Source organism: Nioella ostreopsis (assembly GCF_004000255.1).
In the GTDB taxonomy this organism is placed as follows: Bacteria; Pseudomonadota; Alphaproteobacteria; order Rhodobacterales; family Rhodobacteraceae; genus Nioella; species Nioella ostreopsis.
The window spans coordinates 188,564-202,711 of the sequence record NZ_RCIQ01000003.1 but is presented as its reverse complement, the minus strand read 5'-3'; the positions used below and the strand labels follow the sequence as shown (position 1 = coordinate 202,711).

General features: G+C 63.4%; 15 protein-coding genes. 10 read left to right on the top strand and 5 right to left on the bottom strand.

What is annotated here, in order from left to right; translation table 11 throughout:
- Nucleotides 1-79 precede the first annotated feature (79 nt).
- On the bottom strand, nucleotides 80-1,264 hold the full coding sequence (locus tag EP237_RS05075; RefSeq protein WP_127558766.1) for an ABC transporter substrate-binding protein: 1,185 nt from the start codon (nucleotides 1,262-1,264) through the stop codon (nucleotides 80-82).
- 207 nt (nucleotides 1,265-1,471) lie between these two features.
- On the opposite strand from EP237_RS05075, the gene EP237_RS05070 reads away from it, so the two are divergent.
- Nucleotides 1,472-2,230 (top strand): HpcH/HpaI aldolase family protein, encoded by a 759-nt coding sequence (locus EP237_RS05070; RefSeq protein WP_127558764.1) that lies wholly within the window; start codon nucleotides 1,472-1,474, stop codon nucleotides 2,228-2,230.
- Nucleotides 2,227-2,673, top strand: coding sequence for a YaiI/YqxD family protein (locus tag EP237_RS05065; protein ID WP_127558762.1), 447 nt, complete (start codon nucleotides 2,227-2,229; stop codon nucleotides 2,671-2,673). The genes EP237_RS05070 and EP237_RS05065 overlap by 4 nt, the downstream gene beginning before the upstream one ends.
- A 249-nt stretch (nucleotides 2,674-2,922) precedes the next feature.
- Here the strand turns inward: EP237_RS05065 and mazG are convergent, their stop codons facing one another.
- A complete protein-coding gene (gene mazG / locus EP237_RS05060; RefSeq protein WP_127558760.1) occupies nucleotides 2,923-3,732 on the bottom strand; it encodes a nucleoside triphosphate pyrophosphohydrolase in 810 nt (269 codons plus the stop codon).
- A 67-nt stretch (nucleotides 3,733-3,799) separates the two neighbouring features.
- Between mazG and EP237_RS05055 the strand changes: the two genes are divergently transcribed.
- Nucleotides 3,800-4,963 (top strand): M20 aminoacylase family protein, encoded by a 1,164-nt coding sequence (locus EP237_RS05055; protein WP_127558758.1) that lies wholly within the window; start codon nucleotides 3,800-3,802, stop codon nucleotides 4,961-4,963.
- A 6-nt stretch (nucleotides 4,964-4,969) separates the two neighbouring features.
- Here EP237_RS05055 and EP237_RS05050 read toward each other — a convergent pair whose 3' ends face one another.
- The gene (locus EP237_RS05050) at nucleotides 4,970-5,473 is read right to left on the bottom strand and encodes a flavin reductase family protein (RefSeq protein ID WP_164744619.1); all 504 of its coding nucleotides are present in this window, start codon (nucleotides 5,471-5,473) and stop codon (nucleotides 4,970-4,972) included.
- 128 nt (nucleotides 5,474-5,601) lie between these two features.
- On the opposite strand from EP237_RS05050, the gene speB reads away from it, so the two are divergent.
- From speB to EP237_RS05020, 6 genes are all read left to right on the top strand, one after another.
- Nucleotides 5,602-6,573: an agmatinase gene (gene speB / locus EP237_RS05045; RefSeq protein ID WP_127558754.1), complete on the top strand. Its 972-nt coding sequence runs from the start codon at nucleotides 5,602-5,604 to the stop codon at nucleotides 6,571-6,573.
- 78 nt (nucleotides 6,574-6,651) lie between these two features.
- Nucleotides 6,652-7,566, top strand: a complete 915-nt coding sequence (locus tag EP237_RS05040) for a lysophospholipid acyltransferase family protein (RefSeq protein ID WP_127558752.1) — start codon at nucleotides 6,652-6,654, stop codon at nucleotides 7,564-7,566.
- On the top strand, nucleotides 7,547-8,359 hold the full coding sequence (locus EP237_RS05035) for a glutamate racemase (protein ID WP_127558750.1): 813 nt from the start codon (nucleotides 7,547-7,549) through the stop codon (nucleotides 8,357-8,359). Before EP237_RS05040 ends, EP237_RS05035 begins: the two co-directional genes overlap by 20 nt.
- A gap of 80 nt (nucleotides 8,360-8,439) precedes the next feature.
- Nucleotides 8,440-8,910, top strand: a complete 471-nt coding sequence (gene ccmE / locus EP237_RS05030) for a cytochrome c maturation protein CcmE (protein ID WP_127558748.1) — start codon at nucleotides 8,440-8,442, stop codon at nucleotides 8,908-8,910.
- A 239-nt stretch (nucleotides 8,911-9,149) separates the two neighbouring features.
- Nucleotides 9,150-9,761 carry a holin-associated N-acetylmuramidase gene (locus EP237_RS05025; RefSeq protein WP_127558746.1) on the top strand — a complete coding sequence of 204 codons (612 nt, stop codon included), beginning with the start codon at nucleotides 9,150-9,152 and terminating at the stop codon, nucleotides 9,759-9,761.
- Nucleotides 9,752-10,279, top strand: a complete 528-nt coding sequence (locus EP237_RS05020) for a holin family protein (RefSeq protein WP_127558744.1) — start codon at nucleotides 9,752-9,754, stop codon at nucleotides 10,277-10,279. The genes EP237_RS05025 and EP237_RS05020 overlap by 10 nt, the downstream gene beginning before the upstream one ends.
- Nucleotides 10,280-10,295: 16 nt before the next feature.
- On the opposite strand, the gene EP237_RS05015 is transcribed toward EP237_RS05020, so the two are convergent.
- Both EP237_RS05015 and EP237_RS05010 read right to left on the bottom strand, forming a co-directional pair.
- Nucleotides 10,296-12,722, bottom strand: coding sequence for a GcvT family protein (locus tag EP237_RS05015; protein ID WP_127558742.1), 2,427 nt, complete (start codon nucleotides 12,720-12,722; stop codon nucleotides 10,296-10,298).
- A 132-nt stretch (nucleotides 12,723-12,854) separates the two neighbouring features.
- Nucleotides 12,855-13,550 carry a hypothetical protein gene (locus tag EP237_RS05010; protein ID WP_127558741.1) on the bottom strand — a complete coding sequence of 232 codons (696 nt, stop codon included), beginning with the start codon at nucleotides 13,548-13,550 and terminating at the stop codon, nucleotides 12,855-12,857.
- 202 nt (nucleotides 13,551-13,752) lie between these two features.
- On the opposite strand from EP237_RS05010, the gene EP237_RS05005 reads away from it, so the two are divergent.
- Nucleotides 13,753-14,148 (top strand): hypothetical protein, encoded by a 396-nt coding sequence (locus EP237_RS05005; RefSeq protein ID WP_127558739.1) that lies wholly within the window; start codon nucleotides 13,753-13,755, stop codon nucleotides 14,146-14,148.

Here is a 14,148-nt window from a genome sequence, read left to right as displayed (position 1 = left end):
AAGGCTCACTTTCCCCAATGTCTTAAACGAACAGCCCGGCGATGACCGGGCTGTCCTGTGTCATGCAATCGCGATCGGATCAGCGATACTGTGCGGTGACGATCTCACCGCCCTGGATCTCGATCTCGCGGTAGTTGCCTGCCGATTCACCGGGGCCGATCAGCTCCACCGCAGTGGCGCCTTCATAGTCCACGTCGCCGCCAGCGGCGATGATTTCCAGCGCGCGGGCCAGTTCGCCCGGCTGGATGACTTCACCCGGTGCATTGGCGATATCCATGATGTGACCGGCATAGTCGCCAGGCGCAGAAGAGCCTGCCGCCGCCATCGCCATCATCATCAGCGCAGCCGCATCATAGGATTCCGCGGCAAAGGGCGAGGTGCCGTCAAAGCCAGCCTCGGAGGCCATGCCCTGGAAGATCGCCGCGCCATCGGAATCGGTGCCCGGATGCTGACCGAACGACCCATCGATGTCGGACCCGAAATTGTCGACCAGCGCCTGGCTGACCATCCCGTCGGGGAAGACGAAGGTGTCAAACGCGCCGGAATCGAGCGCCGCCTGGATGATGCCGGACCCACCCTGGTCCACATAACCCGCCACGACCAGAGCGGCCCCGCCGGCGGACGCCAGCGAGCCGACTTCAGCGGCATAGTCCGCACGGCCATCTTCATGCGCCGCCACAAGCGTCACGGTGCCACCGGCTTCGGCAAAGGCAGCGGCGAAGCTGTCCGCCAGGCCCAGGCCATAGTCGTTGTTGGTATAGGTCACGGCGACCTCGTCGATGCCGCGATCCATCAGCACCTGTGCCATCACCACACCCTGACGCGCGTCAGAGGGGGCGGTGCGGAAGAACAGCCCGTTATCTTCCACGGCAGACAGCGCCGGGGAGGTGGCGGAGGGCGAAATCATCACCATGCCATTGGGCAGGGCCACGTTCGACAGGATCGAGGTGGTCACACCGGAACAGTCGGCGCCCACGATGCCCGACACGCCATCGGCGGTGATCAGACGTTCGGCGGCGGCCTGCGCGGCAGCAGAGTCGATACAGGTGGAGTCCGCACGCACCGAAACGAAGGTGCTGCCATCCATGATGCCGCCCGCGGCGTTCACTTCGGCCATCGCCAGTTCCGCGCCAGCCGCCATGTTGGGGGTCAGCGATTCGATGGGGCCGGTGAAGCCGAGGATAACACCGATGCTGATTTCGTCGGCAGCAGCCGCACCAGCAAGAACTGCGGTGGCCGCAGAGGCCAGCAGAAGCTTCTTCATGATTGTCTCCCTATTGGACAAATTATTCTTGTGACGGCAGGTTATGTCGGGTTCCGCGAATTGAAAAGGGCCGAAATGGACCCTTTCAGCCTGCCAACCGATTTTTTCTGTCAGAAAAGGCAAACCGGCTGAAATCGGCTTTCAAATCGGGTGGCTTTCCTACAGGTTCGCGTCGAACAGCCAAACGGACCAACGCAAGAGGCCCCAATGCCCGCCCCACGTAACAGCCTGAAATCGGAACTCGCCGCCGGTCGGCTCTGCAAGGGCATCTGGCTGAATCTCGGATCGCCGCTGGTGGCGGAACTTGCGGGCAATAGCGGTTTCGACTGGTGCCTCATAGACGGAGAGCATGGTCCATGGGATCCGACCGTGATCCGCGCGCAGCTCATGGCGCTTGCCGCAACCCCCGCGCAGGCCGTGGTCCGGGTGCCGGTGGCCGAGGACTGGGTGATCAAACAGGCGCTCGATCTGGGGGTGCAGACGCTGCTGGTGCCCATGATTGACAGCGCCGAGGAGGCCGAAGCCGTGGTCCGCGCCTGCCGCTACCCGCCTCAGGGCGTGCGCGGGCAGGGCGCGCTCGTGGCCCGCGCGACCGGCTTCAACGCCATTGCCGACTACACCACCAATGCCAATGACGAGATCTGCATTCTGGTTCAGGCCGAAAGCCGCGCCGCGCTGGCCGATCTCGACCGGATTGCCGCTGTCGACGGGGTCGACGGGATCTTCATCGGCCCCGCTGATCTGGCCGCCGACATGGGCCACCGCGACGATCCCGGCCACCCCGATGTGCAGGCGGCCATCGCAGACGCCATCCCGCGCATTCGCGCCGTAGGCAAGGCCGCGGGCATTATCCTTGGCTCGACTCAGGCGCGGGCCGACGCGGTGGCGCGCGGTGTCAATTTCCTTGGGCTCGGCAGCGAGGCGACGCTGCTCGCCGATGCGCTCCGGGCGCTGGCCGCGGAATGATCCTCGTCGACGCCGATGCCTGTCCGGTCAAGCAGGAGGCCATTCGCGTGGCGCTTCGCCATGGCGAGGTGATCGTCTTCATCGCCAATCAGGGCCTGCGCCTGCCGGATCATCCGCTGATCAAGCAGTTCACCGTCTCGGACGGGTTCGATGCCGCCGACGATGCGATCGCTGAAACGGCTGGCCCCGGCCATCTGGTGATCACCGCCGATATCCTGCTGGCCGAACGCTGCCTCAAGGCCGGGGCCGAGGTGATGGACCCCAAAGGCCGCGCCTTCACCATGGACAGCATCGGCAGCCAGATCGCCACCCGCGCCATTATGGCCGACCTGCGCGCCGGTCTCGATGGTCAGGGGATCGGCGGTCAGAAGCCGTTCTCAAAGACTGACCGCAGCCGCTTCCTCGATGCGATGGAAACCACGCTGAGACGTCTCAAGACCTGAGTCGTCTTCGTGGTCCGAGTCCTTCCCCCAGACATACGCGTCCCGTCCGGCCCAGTGCGCACCGCTCTCCTCACGCGCGGGGGAAGGGCCTTCGAAGGCCCTTTCAAAGAGGTTTCGAAACCTCTTCCCCGCGCAAGTGGCAAGGTTTCACGCCCGATCAGGTTACCCCGGAAATAGGGGTTTGGTCTGCACGGGGGGTGTACAGGGGGTGTACGGGGGGTGCACGCATGGCGACGGGTCGTTTTGGCCCTAAAGCCCCGCCGCCTTCGCCGCGTTCCACAGACCGTCCATCTCCTCCAGATCGCTCTCCGAGGGCTGCTTCCCCCGCGCCTCCAGCTCCCGTTCGATGAAGTGAAAGCGCCGCACGAATTTTGCGTTTGCATCGCGCAGGGCGGTCTCCGGATCGACCTTCAGATGCCGCGCCAGATTGGCCATGACAAAGAGCAGATCGCCCATTTCCTCGGCAATCTTCTCCTGCGGCAGTGCCTCCCGTGCCTCCGCCAGTTCGCGCGCTTCTTCTGCAATCTTGTCAACCACTTGCCCGATATTCGGCCAGTCGAACCCCACCCGCGCGGCACGCTTTTGCAGCTTTTCCGCGCGCATCAGGGCCGGCAGTCCGATGGCCACATCATCCAGCACACCGCCCCGCGCCTTCGCCGCCCGTTCTGCGGCCTTGATCGTTTCCCAATCCTGCGTCTGCTGCTCCGCCGATTTCTCCCGCGACTGGTCGCCAAACACATGTGGATGGCGGGCAACCATCTTGTCCGACATCGTGTCGGCCACCTCCTGAAAGGAAAATAACCCTTTCTCTTCAGCCATTTGCGCGTGAAAGACAGATTGGAACAGAAGGTCGCCCAACTCGCCTTTCAACTCGTCCCAGGCCTCGCGCTCGATGGCGTCTGCGACCTCATAGGCCTCTTCGATCGTGTAAGGCGCGATGGTGGCGAAATCCTGCTCGATATCCCAGGGACAGCCGGTCTCCGGATCGCGTAACCGCCGCATGATCTCCAGCAGACGGGGCATGCCGCCCTTGGGGTCGTTGATCAGCGCGTCATCCATTGCCGGGCCTCCGGTTTTCGGTCAGGGTGACCCCGAATAACACCCATGAGCCCCGGAGAGTCCACCCATGCCCGTCCTCAATCGCATCGCCGGATTCGCAGACGAGATGACCGCCTGGCGCCGCCATCTGCACGCCCATCCGGAACTTGGATTCGCCTGCCACGAGACCGCCGCCTTCGTGGTCGAGCGGCTGAGGGAATTCGGGATCACCGAGATCCACACGGGCATCGCCGAATCGGGGGTGGTGGCGATCATCGAGGGGCAGGGGGACGGGCCGACCATCGGGCTGCGCGCCGACATGGATGCGCTGCCGATCGAGGAGGAGACGGGGCTCGATTATGCGTCTGAAAACAAGGGCGTGATGCATGCCTGCGGCCACGATGGGCATACCACGATGCTTCTGGGGGCCGCGAAATATCTCAGCGAAACCCGCAACTTCCGGGGGCGCGTGGCGCTGATCTTCCAGCCTGCCGAGGAAGATGGCGGCGGGGCGGATATCATGTGCCGCGAGGGGATCATGGCGCGCTTCGGGATCAATGAGGTCTACGCGATCCACACCACGCCAGCGCTGCCCGTGGGCCATTTCCAGACCACGCCCGGGCCAATCATGGCTGCCGTCGACAGCTTCGACGTGCATATCAAGGGCAAGGGCGGGCACGGGGCCTATCCGCATGACTGCGTCGATCCGGTGATTGCCGCCGTCCACATCGCGCAGGCGCTGCAAAGCATCGTGGCGCGCAACCACTACGCGCTGCAGGATCTGGTGGTGTCGGTCACCATGATCCACACCGGCACGGCGGAAAACATCATCCCCGACACCGCCTATCTGGGCGGCACGGTGCGCAGCTTCGACCCGGATGTGCGGAACATGGTGGAGGCGCGCATGGGCGAGATCGTGGCCGGGCAGGGGGCGAGCTTCGGGGTGGAAGCGAAGCTCGACTACAAGCGCAGCTACCCGGCGACGGTGAACGATCCGGCGAAGACGGAGTTTGCCGTGGGCGTGGCCGAGGAGATCGCGGGCAAGGACGCCGTCGACGGCGCCCAGTGGCGCGAGATGGGGGCCGAGGATTTCAGCTACATGCTGGAAGAGCGGCCCGGCGCTTACCTGTTCCTTGGGCAGGGGGAGGCCGCAGGGCTGCACCATCCGCGCTTCAATTTCAACGACGAGGCCGCACCTTACGGGGCGAGTTTTTTCGCACGGCTGGTGGAAAAGGCGCAGCCGCTCGGCTGACCGGTCTCAGTGCTTTTCAGCCCTCAGATAGCTGCGCATCCCGTACAGTAGCGGCGATCCATCGGGGGCCACACGCACTTCACGCACCGCGCCGATGCAGATGTGATGGGTGCCGATTTTCTCGGCCGACACCAATTGGCAATCGAAGCTGACAAGGGCCGTGTCCATCATCGGCGCGCCCGTGGGTCCGGGGGTGAAGGGCGCGGCGTTGAACCGGTCGCCATCGGGTGCGGCAAGGCGGCCCGAGAACGTATCGGAAATCGCCTGCTGGTCGATCCGAAGCACATTGATGCAGAAGCAGCCGTTGGCCAGCAGCGGCGGCAGCGCGGATGACGCCGCATTCAGGCAGACCAGCATGGTGGGGGCCTCGCCATCGGCGCTGACCGAGGTCATGGCGCTGACGGTAATCCCGTGGCGACCCGCAGGCCCGTCGGTGGTGACCACGCTGACCGAGGCTGCGGCGCGGCTCATGCCTTCGAGAAACTGCTGTCGAAGCGGGCTGTCGGGCATGTCTGGGCTCCTGTCGGCGGGACTGATCCCTTGATGTAGCGCGGGACGGTTGGATGCAAGGCGGCATTGCCTTTTTCCGCCGGAGAGGATTTGCATGGGGCTGGATGCAAAACGGGAAAGGGCCGGCTATGGCGCTGGAAGACGCGAAGAAGGATATCGACGGGGCATTCACGCGGGCCGAGCTGAAGGGCCGCGCCTTCGAGAACACGTTTGGCGGTGCGGTGAGCTTCCTCAGGCGGCGCTATACCAAGGACCTGACCGGCGTCGATGTGGCGGTGACGGGGGTTCCTTTCGATCAGGCAGTGACGAACCGGCCCGGCACCCGGCTTGGCCCCCGCGCCATCCGCGAGGCGAGCGCGCTGCAGGTCTACGATCCGCCCTATGGCTGGGGTGGATATGACCCGATGAGCGATCTGGCGATTGCCGATTATGGCGATCTGGCCTTCGACTATGCCAATCCGGGCGCGTTTCCGGGCGTGCTGGAGGCCCATGCCGACGATATCCTGAACCAAGGCGCGGCAATGGTGACGCTTGGGGGCGATCACTCGATCACCCTGCCGTTGCTGCGCGCCCATGTGAAGAAACACGGGGCCGTGGCCCTGTTGCAGTTTGATGCCCATACCGACACCTGGCCTGATGATGACCCCGCCCGCGTCGATCACGGGACCTTTGCCTATAAGGCGGTGAAGGAGGGGTTGGTGGATGTCAGCCGCTCCGTTCATGTGGGCATCCGCACGGTGGTGGAGGATAATCTGGGCATCGAGATCCTCGATGCGCGGGCAGTCCACGAACAGGGCCCGCAAGCCATCGCCGCGCGGATCAAGGAGATCGTGGGCGATGCGCCGGTCTATCTCAGCTTCGATATCGACTGCCTCGATCCGGCCTATGCGCCGGGCACCGGTACGCCGGTCTGGGGCGGGCTGACCTCGGCACAGGCGGCGATCATCCTGCGCGACATTGCCGGGATCAACCTAGTGGGGGGCGATGTGGTGGAGGTGTCTCCGCCCTTCGACACGGCCCAGATCACCGCCGTGGCGGGGGCGCATGTGGCGATGGAGCTTTTGTGCCTCTGGGGATGGGCGCGGCGCGGGATGTCATGAAACTGTGACGTGCTTTCGCTAGCGGGAATCGCCCAAGGGGCGTATCCAAAAGCAACGGCAGCGGTGTGTATCAGGACCATGGCACGCAAGCGACATTCCAAACAAGACAGGCAGATCGCGCGCGAGATCTCTTACGCGCATTCGGCCCGGACCAAGGGCGGCCGGGTCATGATCCGCGCGATGGAGAACACCACCGGGCGGCTGAAGCTGATCAAACAGGCCCATGGCTATGAGACCGAGGTCGCGGCGGGCCGCGATTTCTGGCAGGTGATGGTGGATCGCTACGGGCTGACGCTGGAGGTTGTGGGCGGCAGTCTGGACAATATCCCGCGAGAGGGGCCGGTCATCGCCATCGCGAACCATCCCTATGGCATTCTCGACGGGCTGATGCTGGGGCATATCCTGTCGGTCGCGCGCGGGGATTTCCGCATTCTGGCGCATCGGATCTTTCGCAAGGCCGAGGATCTGGACAAGGTCATCTTGCCGATTTCCTTCGACGAGACGAAAGAGGCGGTGGCGCTGAATATCCAGACCCGCAAGACCGCGCTGCGCTACCTGTCTGAAGGTGGGGCGATCGGGATTTTTCCGGGTGGCACGGTGTCAACGGCGCATAAGCCCTTCGGGCGGCCCATGGACCCTTACTGGCGTGGCTTCACCGCGCGGATGATCACCAAATCAGAGGCCAGTGTGGTGCCGATCTTCTTCGACGGCCACACCAGCCGTCTGTTCCAACTGGCCAGCCATCTGCACAACACCCTGCGCATGGGGCTTCTGATCAAGGAATTCCGCAAACGGGTGAATGCACCGGTGCGCGTGGTCATCGGCGAACCGATCCCACGGGCGGAGCTGGACCGTTTCGCGGGTGATACGCGGGCGATGATGGACTTCCTGCGGCAATCGACCTACGAATTGTCGCCAACACCCATCAACCCGAAGGAAATCGGGTTCGAATTCGAGGAAAAGCACAAGCGAAATGGCGGTCGGGATCTTTGACAGCGGCTTGGGCGGGTTGACGGTGCTGGATGCCGTTGCCAAACGCCTGCCGGACGTGCCCTTTGTCTATTACGGCGACAACGCCCATGCCCCCTATGGGGTGCGCGACGCCGATGACGTGTATGAGCTGACGACAGCGGGCGTGCAGCGCCTGTTCGATGCGGGCTGCGATCTGGTGATTCTGGCCTGCAACACCGCAAGCGCCGCAGCCCTGCGCCGGATGCAGGAGGCCTGGGTTCCAGCGGACAAACGGGTTCTGGGCGTGTTCGTGCCGCTGATAGAGGCGCTGACCGAACGCCAATGGGGCGACAATTCCCCGCCGCGCGAAGTGGCCGTGAAACATGTGGCGCTGTTCGCGACGCCCGCGACGGTCAGCAGCCGCGCGTTCCAGCGTGAACTGGCCTTCCGCGCCATCGGTGTCGATGTGGAGGCACAACCCTGCGGCGGCGTGGTCGATGCGATCGAGGATGGCGACATGATTCTGGCCGAAGCGCTTGTCCGCAGCCATGTGGAGGCGCTGCAGCGGCGGATGCCGAAGCCCGAGGCGGCGATATTGGGCTGCACCCATTACCCGCTGATGGAAGACGTCTTTCAGGATGCGCTTGGGGAGGGGGTTGCGGTCTACAGCCAGGCCAATCTTGTAGCAGAAAGCCTTGCCGACTATCTGACCCGCCATCCCGACAAGCTGGGGGATGGGACTGAAGCCGCCTTCCTGACGACCGGCGATCCGGCGCGGGTGTCGAACAAGGCGATCCAGTTCCTGCGCCGCAAGATCGAATTCGTGAAAGCCTGAGGCAACCTGTCAAGGGGCTGCCCCTCGACGCGGGGCTGGACCTTGCCTATCTGTGAACCGGATGGACGTGGAGGAGAACCATGCGCGGATTGAAGAAACAACGCCGGATCCAGGTGATCATCGTCGCGATGATGGCGCTTGCCGTGTCAGCGGGGCTGATTGGCTACGGGCTGCGCGACGGGATCAATTTCTTCCGCACCCCGAGTGAAGTGGCAGAAACCCCGCCGCCGCCAGATGAAATCTTCCGCATTGGCGGGCTGGTTCTGGAGGGCACGCTGGTGCAGGACGAGGGGCTGGATTTCACCTTCACCGTGACCGACGGTGGCGCCGATATCCCGGTGCGTTATGTCGGCAACGATGCCCCGCCGGACCTGTTCGGAGAAGGGCAGGGGACGGTCGCCACCGGCACCTATGAGGATGGTGTCTTTCTGGCGACCGAGCTTCTGGCCCGCCATGACGAGACCTATATGCCCGCCGAGGTGATCGACGCGCTGGAAGCGCAAGGGGTTTACCGGCACACGGAAGATGAGGAACCGGCGCCGAGCTATTGACGGCGGGCGCTTCTCCTCAAGCCCCCTTCGGGAGCCTTCGTCAAAGCGCGCTGCCGCGGATGCGTGGCGAGGGTGCGTGACGTAATTTCTGCAAGTATCTGTTTTATATGTGGGATCGAGGGCTCTGCCCTCGAGCTCCCTAGGTATTTTTGCCAAGATGAAGGGGGATTAGAGAAATCTTAAGGCTTCTGTGATTGGGTGAGGGGTATCTTGAACCTTGAGCATGGGAGGGCTGAACCATGCTGTCGGTTCGCCAGATTGCGTCTGAAATCGTCGATCGAGAGGGAGGATATGTGAATGACCCCAACGACCCCGGGGGGGCCACGAATTACGGGGTGACGATCCACACCATGCGCCGCCTGGGGCTGGACCTGGATGGCGACGGGGATGTGGACGAGGCCGATGTGCGGGCGCTGCCGAGGGAACGGGCGGTCGAGATCTTCATCGAACACTACTATTTCGCTCCGCGACTCGACCGGCTGCCGGAGGCGTTGCAGCCAACGGTCTTCGACATGCAGGTCAATGCGGGGACCAATGCGGTGCGTATCTTGCAGCGCTTGCTGCGGGATATGGGGCTGGAGATCGCCGTCGACGGCGTGATCGGGCCGCAAACCATTGCTGCGGCGACTGCCGCATATGACAGCGCGGGACGGCAGATGGTGGATGCCTATGGGATTGCCCGGCGCAATTTCTACTATGCCATCGGGGATCGCCGTCCGGCCTCTCGCCGCTATGCCACGCGGCGAGATGGTGGCAAGGGCGGCTGGATCCGGCGGGCGGAGGAATTCATTTCGCCTGAATATCACCTGACGGAGGCTGAACATCGCGCACGGGTGGCGGCATGGGATTGATGCAGCGCATTCTGGGCGGGCCGCAGACGATTGCTGCCGCCGGAGAGGCGGTCAGCGATGTGGCCGAGATCTTTCATGCCAATGAGACCCGAGCGATGGAACTGTCGGCGGAGGCGCATCGCGCGGCACTCGACGCCCATGGGGACGAGTTTCAATACGGGCGCAGCGGGCTGTTTGACCGGGTGATCAACGGCATCAACCGGATGCCAAGGCCTTTTCTGGCGCTTGGGACCATCGGGCTCTTTGTTTTTGCCATGGTCGATCCGGAGGCCTTTGCCGCACGGATGGTGGGGTTGAACGAGGTGCCGGAACCGCTTTGGTGGCTGTTGGGTGCCATCGTCAGCTTCTATTTCGGCGCGCGCGAAATGCACTATTTCCGCACGCCCAATGGCGGCAGGCTGCCCCGGATGCGACCCCGGGATCTGGCGGAGGATGCAACCGAAACGGCGGCAGACCCCAACCCGGCGCTTGAACGCTGGTTCCGCGAGCAACGGGACAGCGAAGAGGGCGGGGATTGACCCCGCCCTGACCGTATCAGCCACGCATGCGTTCGAAATTGGCGTCGAAGAGCGGTGCGTGTTGCGGCTTTGCGTCCAGTTTTTCCCCCAACAGCTCAATAGCCCACGGGCCTTCGCTGTCGGCAACCTCTTTCGCGACATAGCCCATGGCGACGGACTGGCTCGCGTTATGGGCATAGCCGCCGGAGGTGACCCAACCCACAACTTCGCCGTCGTGCCAGATCGGTTCATCCCCGATCACATCGGCATCGATTGCGGCCACGGTGAAGGCGCGCAGGCGGAGCTTGCCGCCGCTGTCCCGCTCCGCCATGGCTGCAGCTTTCCCAATGAAATCAGCGTCTTTTCCGTAGGCGATGAAGCGGTCGAGACCTGCCTCCAAAGGCCCGTAGACGGGGCGGAATTCGCGCGCCCAACCGCCGAAGTTCTTTTCCAGCCGCATGGCGTTTAGCGCGCGAAGGCCGAAGGGTTTCAGCCCCAGATCCTTGCCCTCCGCAAGCAGCCGGTCGAAGACATGGCGCTGGTATTCGGGCTTCATCCAGATCTCGTATCCCAGATCGCCGGTGAAGCTGACCCGGCCGACAAGACAGGGGGCAAAGCCCACATCCATGCGCTTTATATCCATGAAGCGGAAGGCGTCGTTGGACACATCCGCAGGGGTCAGTCTCTGCAACAGCTCCCGTGATTTGGGGCCTGCGATGGAGAGGCCGACCATGCCAAGGCCCACGACTTCCAGCGACACCGACCCGTCTTCGGGCATGTGCTTTTCGAACCAGCGGGCATAGAAGACCTCGGCCATGCCGGAACCGGCTAGATAATACTCCGTGTCCGACAGGCAGGCGACGGTCAGGTCGCCTTGCAGCTTGCCGTTGTCCTTCAGCATCGGGGCCAGCGTCATGCGGCCCGGCTTGGGCAGCTTGCAGGCGAGCACCTTGTCGAGGAAGGCCGTGGCCCCTGCGCCCCGGACGTAGAACTTCGAAAAGCCCGAGATTTCCATCACGCCCACGTCTTCGCGGCAGGCCCGGACTTCTTCCTTCACATGGCTGAAATCGGTGGACCGGCGCCAGCTGAATTCGTCCTTGGTGCCGTCGGGCGAGAACCACAGCGGCGCTTCCAGCCCCCACGAATCCCCCATCTGCGCGCCAAGCGACAGCATGCGGTCATAGATCGGTGTGGTCTTGTAGGGACGGGCGGCCTGCAATTCCTCGTTGGGGAACTTGATCGAGAAGCGGCGGGAGTAGTTTTCCTGCACCTTGGGGTTGGTGTAGCTCATCGTCGCCCAATCGCCGTAGCGGGCGATATCCATGGCCCAGACATCGAAGCCGGGATCGCCTTGGGTGATCCAGTTGGCCAGCGCGAGGCCCACGCCGCCGCCCTGGCTGAAGCCCGCCATGACTCCGCAGGCCGACCACATGCCGGGCAGGCCGCGAATGGGGCCGATCAGCGGGTTGCCATCGGGGGCGAAGGTGAAGGGGCCGTTGATGATCTGCTTGATGCCAGCATTGGCGAAGGCGGGGAAATGCTCGAACCCCACCTCCAGCGACGGCGCGATCCGGTCGATATCGGGTTGCAGCAGCTCGTGTCCGAACTCCCACGGGGTTTCCCGTGTGGACCACGGCACGCAGGCTTTCTCATAGGTGCCCATCAGCATGCCGCCGCGTTCCTGACGCAGGTAGAGCTCGCCGTCGAAATCGACCGCGTGGATCACTTCCTTGCCGGTCTTTTCATTGATTTCAGCGACTTCCGGCATGTCCTCGGTGATCAGGTACATGTGCTCCATCGCCAGAACCGGCAGCTCCAACCCCACCATGCGGCCCACTTCACGCGCCCAGAGGCCGCCCGCGTTCACCACATGGTCACAAGCCACGTCGCCCTTGTTGGTCTTGACGATCCAGCCGCCGTCGCGGGCGCGCAGGATCTCTTCGACCTTGCAATGCTGTTCGTAGGACGCGCCCAGTTTCTTCGCCGATTTCGCATAGGCCCAGGTCACGCCGGAGGGGTCGAGGTGGCCATCCACCACGGTTTCCAGCCCGCCCACGAATTGCGCCGGGTCAAGCAGCGGCATCAGCTCATGCGCTTCTTCCGGGGTGATCACGCGGGACTGGATGTCCTGATAGCGGCCCTTGGCCATGGTGGATTTCAGCCAGTCGAACCGTTCGGGGGTGGAGGCGAGCATCACGCCGCCGGTCATGTGAAAGCCGGTGGACTGGCCCGAGAGTTCCTCGATCTCCCGGTAGAGCTCGATCGTGTATTTCTGCAGCTTGGCGACATTGGGATCGCCGTTGATCGTGTGACAGCCCCCCGCCGCGTGCCAGGTGGAGCCCGAGGTGAGCTCGGACCGTTCCAGCAGCAGGCTGTCGGTCCAGCCCGCCTTGGCCAGATGATAGAGCACCGAGCAACCGACGACGCCGCCGCCGATCACCACAACACGTGCCTGGGTCTGCATGAAAATCTCCTGTTTCGCAGTCCTGTTCTCACGACAGCCTAGCCCGCCACTGCGGGCTTGGATCGCGGGTTTCCGACAAAGGGGCCGGGAGTTTTGGCGGGAAGTGACAACCCGCCGTGTCGCGCAATGGCGCTACTGGCGCGGCAGAACCGGTTCGGCGACGTTCGGATCAATTGGCGATGTCGGTATTCTGGGCTGCGTGACAACCGGATTCGTGGGGACGAGTTCCGGCACGACCGGCACAACAGGCTCATGGCGTCTTGGGCATCGCTCATACCCCACCCGCGGCGCACCGAAATGGCGTTGCAACTCTCCGTCGATATCCGCGATGACCGTGTATTCTCCGTTCTCGTCAATGAAACTGTTCGAGAGATTCATCAGGTTGGTCGTATTGGTGCGTCCGTGGCGGCAGCTATAGCCTCCCGGCTCGGCCCATTGCATGTTGAGATTGCAGCTGTAGTCCTCTGGCCCGCTGCGCGGGGTGGACTCCTGATGGCTCCAATAGAAATCGACGTCACATGCCGCCGGGCAATAGCCGTCTGCAAAGACCAGAAAGCGGATGCGGCCCTCGAAGAACAGGTTCGTCCAACGCTCTCGCGGTTCTTCGAAACTTGCGAAACCCTGTTGGTTCGTCAATTGCCTTGCACCGTTGATCAGCCCTGTCGCGGGCAGTGCCGCACGCGGGGACTCCAGCACGACCGGGCAGACCGTCGCGCCGACGACGGGGCCGTTCGTTTCGGTTCGGACTCTCACGCGAAACCAATCGGCAGAGGCTGCCGTCGCAAGGAGGCTGAAGACAAGAGCGGCGGTGCAGGCAAGGCGTAGCATCGGGGATCCTTTCCCGTTGGAATGGTCCAATGGACCGGCTTTGTCCCTCTTGTTTGCTGGATTTTACACCAAATCCCCTTCAATTGCGAATTCCACGCTCCGTCCTGTCTGCCCGGCCCGGATTTGAGCCATCGCACCAACTCGTGCTAGGATGGCGGTCAGGAACGAGGGAGTTTTACATTTCTAATCGAAGGGGGAAGACATGTTGCGCCTATTGCATCTTGCTCTTTTCATTGCTGCATCACTGGTCATTGCAGGACCGGCGGCAGCGCTCAATTGCGACAATCGCGGCGTGAACTGGCAAGGCCGCATCGACCTGCCAAGCGGGATCTACGGATTTGAATTGCGCCGCCGAACCTGCGAGGGCGACAGCCTGTGGAACTACTACATCTGGAACACGGTGGAACGATGGGAAGGTACGGCTTCGATCAACATGGTCGGCACATCCCTTTGGGTCGGTGACCTGTCAGGCAGCCTTGCTGGATGCACTCTGAGCGGCACCTGGTATCCGCGCGACACCACGAACGGCATTCCCTATAGCGGTCGCGGGTCAGCCAGTTGCTTCGGTTCCGGCAGTTGGAGCGCGACGATCCAGTAG

Excerpts from the sequence above, each read along its gene's own strand:
- EP237_RS05005 (WP_127558739.1), top strand. The coding sequence starts at position 13,753 with ATGTTGCGCCTATTGCATCTTGCTCTTTTCATTGCTGCATCACTGGTC.
- EP237_RS05035 (WP_127558750.1), top strand. The coding sequence starts at position 7,547 with ATGGCGGTCGGGATCTTTGACAGCGGCTTGGGCGGGTTGACGGTGCTG.
- EP237_RS05065 (WP_127558762.1), top strand. The coding sequence starts at position 2,227 with ATGATCCTCGTCGACGCCGATGCCTGTCCGGTCAAGCAGGAGGCCATT.
- EP237_RS05020 (WP_127558744.1), top strand. The coding sequence starts at position 9,752 with ATGGGATTGATGCAGCGCATTCTGGGCGGGCCGCAGACGATTGCTGCC.
- EP237_RS05055 (WP_127558758.1), top strand. The coding sequence starts at position 3,800 with ATGCCCGTCCTCAATCGCATCGCCGGATTCGCAGACGAGATGACCGCC.
- EP237_RS05040 (WP_127558752.1), top strand. The coding sequence starts at position 6,652 with ATGGCACGCAAGCGACATTCCAAACAAGACAGGCAGATCGCGCGCGAG.
- EP237_RS05075 (WP_127558766.1), bottom strand. The coding sequence starts at position 1,264 with ATGAAGAAGCTTCTGCTGGCCTCTGCGGCCACCGCAGTTCTTGCTGGT.
- EP237_RS05050 (WP_164744619.1), bottom strand. The coding sequence starts at position 5,473 with ATGCCCGACAGCCCGCTTCGACAGCAGTTTCTCGAAGGCATGAGCCGC.
- speB (WP_127558754.1), top strand. The coding sequence starts at position 5,602 with ATGGCGCTGGAAGACGCGAAGAAGGATATCGACGGGGCATTCACGCGG.
- EP237_RS05015 (WP_127558742.1), bottom strand. The coding sequence starts at position 12,722 with ATGCAGACCCAGGCACGTGTTGTGGTGATCGGCGGCGGCGTCGTCGGT.
- mazG (WP_127558760.1), bottom strand. The coding sequence starts at position 3,732 with ATGGATGACGCGCTGATCAACGACCCCAAGGGCGGCATGCCCCGTCTG.
- ccmE (WP_127558748.1), top strand. The coding sequence starts at position 8,440 with ATGCGCGGATTGAAGAAACAACGCCGGATCCAGGTGATCATCGTCGCG.
- EP237_RS05010 (WP_127558741.1), bottom strand. The coding sequence starts at position 13,550 with ATGCTACGCCTTGCCTGCACCGCCGCTCTTGTCTTCAGCCTCCTTGCG.
- EP237_RS05070 (WP_127558764.1), top strand. The coding sequence starts at position 1,472 with ATGCCCGCCCCACGTAACAGCCTGAAATCGGAACTCGCCGCCGGTCGG.
- EP237_RS05025 (WP_127558746.1), top strand. The coding sequence starts at position 9,150 with ATGCTGTCGGTTCGCCAGATTGCGTCTGAAATCGTCGATCGAGAGGGA.